The organism is Synechococcus sp. R8-2, assembly GCF_047461715.1.
GTDB lineage: Bacteria > Cyanobacteriota > Cyanobacteriia > Thermostichales > Thermostichaceae > Thermostichus.
This window is the reverse complement of the sequence record NZ_JANSHQ010000376.1, coordinates 1-3825: the sequence shown is the minus strand read 5'-3', so window position 1 is coordinate 3825 and position 3825 is coordinate 1. Positions and strand designations below refer to the sequence as shown.

At 63.1% G+C, this 3825-nt stretch carries 2 protein-coding genes; one reads left to right on the top strand and one right to left on the bottom strand.

Going from position 1 to position 3825, the window contains the following annotated elements:
- On the top strand, positions 1–2765 hold a 2765-nt coding region (locus tag NW819_RS09295), incomplete at its 5' end, for an alpha-2-macroglobulin family protein (protein ID WP_414413561.1).
- Positions 2766–2771: 6 nt separating this feature from the next.
- On the opposite strand, the gene NW819_RS09290 is transcribed toward NW819_RS09295, so the two are convergent.
- Positions 2772–3825: NFACT family protein (locus NW819_RS09290; RefSeq protein ID WP_414413560.1), on the bottom strand; the 1054-nt coding region annotated here is incomplete at its 5' end.

The following is a 3825-nucleotide window of genomic DNA, read 5'->3' as shown; positions in this document are numbered from 1 at the left end:
CTCCGCACCGCTGGCGCGAACGGGTGCAGGAGGTGGACTATCTCTGGGTGGTGGAGCCGGGCAGCCCCCTACAAAGTTGGGGATCCCTGCCCAGCCTGGAAGTGGTGGCGGATCGGCAGATCTACCAGGTGGGGGAAGAGGCCCAGATCCTGATAGTCTCGCCGCTGCCGGATGTGGCGGTGCTGGTGGGCATTGAGGGATCCCGGCTGCACCAGGTGCAGGTGCTGCGTCTCCAGGGGCATACGGCCACGCTGCGGCTGCCCATCCGCGGCGACTATCGTCCCAATCTCTACGTCACTGCCACTGCCATCGGCCCAGAGCGGCGGCTGTACCGAAGCGAGGCCCTGCTGCGGGTCTCCCCCTTGGATCGCTTTTTGCAGGTGGAGCTGCAAACCGATAAACCCACCTATCGACCGGGCGAGACCGCCCAAATCCAAATCCGCACCCGCGATGCCCAAGGGCAGCCGGTGAGCGCCGAGGTGGGCCTAGGGATTGTGGACAATGCCCTCTACCTATTGCGACCCGACTTCACCCTGGATATTCGCCGCTTCTTCTATGGGCGCCAGTACAACCAAGTTACCACCACTACCTCTTTCCCTCAGCAATATCCCGGCGGTGCTGACAAGCTGGCCGGCCAAGTGCGGGAGGACTTTCGCGATACCGCCGCCTGGTTCCCGGATCTGGTCACCAATGCCGATGGCCTGGCTCAGGTGCAGGTGCGCTGGCCCGACAACCTGACCACCTGGCGCTTGACCGCCCGCGCCGCCACTGCCGACACCCAGGTGGGATCCGCTCTTGCCACAGTCTCGGTTAGCAAAGACCTGTTGGTGCGCTTGGCCGCTCCCCGCTTTTTCCGGGTGGGGGATCAGCTCACCTTGGCGGCCATTGTGCAAAACCGCACGGGTCAAGCCCAAGCGGTGGAGGTGCGGCTGGAAGTTCCTGTTCCTGCCGGTGGGATCTTGAAATTGCAAGGCCCGGAACGACAACGCCTCACCGTGCCGGCCCAAGGAGCGGGGCGGGTGGAATGGCCTCTCCAGGTTCTGGGGGCCGGAGATACCTCTCTGCGGGTTTGGGCGGAAGGGAATGGGCTGAAAGATGCGTTGCAACTGCGGATCCCCAGCCAGCCTTTCGGCGCTGTGCAACGGTTCTCCCAGGTGGGTCGGGTGCAGGAGGGCAGCCTTGACTTATCGCTGGATTGGCCCGCCACCTGGGTGCCGGGATCCCGGCAGCTTCACCTGGAACTGGCCGCTAGCCCGGCAGCAACCCTGCTGGAGCCGCTGGATTACCTGGTGGAGTTCCCCTACGGCTGCACCGAGCAAACCCTGAGTCGCTTCTTGCCCGCCCTAGCCGTCACCCAAGTCAGCAAGCAGTTGGGCTTGAACCTGCGCTCGCAAACCCTGGAGCGGCTGCCCCAGGTGCTTCGATCGGGCTTGCAGCGACTGGAGGGATCCCAGAACTTCGATGGGGGCTGGGGCTGGTGGGCCCATGACCGGAGCAACCCCTATCTGACCGGATACATCCTGCAGGGGTATCACCTTGCCCAAGCTGCTGGCTATGCCCTCAAAGAGTGGCGGGTGCGGCAGGCCTTGGACTATCTGGCCGCTCAGGACTATCTGGCCGCTCAACTGGCCCAGCCACAAGCCCTCTCCCCGGATCTACAGGCTTTTGTCGCCTACAGCCTGGCCCTCTGGGATCCCGCCTTGGTGACTGCCGACCTGCCGCCGCCGGAGCGGCTCTCCACCTTTGGCCTGGCCTACCGAGGGCTGGCCGCCCTGCAACTGGGCCAGAGGGATCTTGCCCAGGCAGCCCTGGATGAGGTTCTGGAGCGGCGGCAACAGGATCCCCAAGGGCGCTGGTTTATCCCGGCTGCTCCAACTCGTGCGACCCAAGAGCGCTCCACCTACGACGACATGGAGGTGGCCGGCCCCCTACTGCAATTGGCCGTTCGGCTGCAGGATGACCGGGCTGCCCAGATTGCCGATGCCCTTCTCCAACAGCGGCAAAACAACCGCTGGCGCACCACCAAAGCCACCGCCGATGCTCTCCTCGGCCTGTCCGCCTACTACCAGGCCCAGCAGCAGCAGCTTCCCGGCCCCGGCGAGGTGCGGGTGTTGGATGGGACAACCGGATCCCTTCTCGGTCGCTGGCAGGCCGGCGCTGGGGATCCCCGCTATGGGCTGGATTGGGCTGACGCAGAAGTGGGGAACCTGAGCAGCCTGCGCCTGGAAAAGTCCGGCCCCGGCCCCCTTTACTACAGCTTGAGGGGAGAAGCCTTCGTCCCCAACCCTCTGCCCTCTCAAGCCCAAGGCTTTGCGGTGAGCCGCAGCTACTTCCGCCTACAGCCCCAGCCCCAACCCAACGGGGAGATCCGCTACCGAGAGCAGCCGCTGCGCCCTGGCGACACAGTAAGGGCCGGAGAAATCCTCCTGGCCCGGTTGACGGTGGAAGCCGAGCGGGACAGCCACTACGTGGTGGTCGAGGATCCCCTGCCCAGCGGCGCCGAGATCACCTCCCAGGATCCGCGAGAGTTCACCGGCTTGGCCCCAGACTACTGGTGGGACTGGTTTTGGACCCGCCAAGAGAATCGGGATGACCGCGTGGCCTTTTTCAGCACCGAGCTCAAGCAGGGTCGCCATGAGTTTGTCTATCTCTTCCGTCCGGAGATCCCCGGCCAATTCCAGGTGGCTCCTGCCTTGGCCGAAGAAATGTACGACCCCAGCCGCTATGGCCGCAGCGCCCCTTACTCCCTCAAGGTTCTTCCCTAGATTCCCTCAAGCCTGCTCGTGGCATGGGCCAGAAACGAAGCCACCGGTCGCGTCGGTGTTCACGAGGGCTGACGCAATGAGGAATTGAGCACGGCTGGGCCGCCCCCAAAGCACCTGCTCCTGCTTGTAAACGACCATGCCGGGCGGGGATCCCTTGGGTTTGAACACCAGTTTCGGGCGAGTGTAGACTACCGGCACCTGTTCGCTGAGGCGACCGCGGCTGAAATGGGCCGCCAAATCAGCAGCCGCCTGCAGATCTTCGCTTTCTGCTACAGCCCCGGGGGGCAAGCGCAGCAGCACATGACTGCCGGGGATCTCTTGGGCATGAAACCACCAATCGTGTTCCTGAGCCACGCGAAAGGTGAGCTGATCATTTTGCAGGTTGTTGCGCCCCACCCAAATGGAGAAGCCACTGGGGCTGGTAAAGCGATGGGGGTTGAAGGTTGCCGGTGAGGCATGTTTTGAGCTCGCCCGCAGAGACTCTGTCCCGCTGTTGCGAGTGGGACTCTCCAAGTAGCGCTGTTCAATCAGCTCGGTCTCAATTTCCTTGAGGGTGGTCAAGTCTTGGGGATCCCGATAGGTTTCCAGCTGCTGTAGAGACGCTTCCACCTGCTCGAGGTAGAGGATCTCTTGGCCAAGCGCCTCTTGTAGGGGCCGGATAGCATCCTGGGCCCGTTTTTGTTTGCGGTGCTTGCGGTAGTAGGCTTGGGCATTGAGAATGGCATTTTTTTCGGGGTCGAGAGGGATCTTGACCGTCTGGCCGCTGGCAAAATCCAGCAGCTCGATGTGATGCAACCCTGGCCGCCAGAGGTGGAGGTGGGCCATCAACAAGTCGGCAGCCTGCTTGGAGGCTTCCGCTTGGGTGGAGTCGGCCAGCATTGCCTCAAATTGCTCTCGCCGCTGATAGAGCTTTTTCAGCAGGGTGGATACCCTTTGCAGCAGACGGTGGCGCTCTCGCTCAAACTGTTCGCGGTTAAGCTGAGCCTGGTAGTAGCCTTCCAGAAGTTGGTGCAGATTGAGTCGAGAAGGTTGTTGCAGGGACTCCGTCCCGCTAACGGGA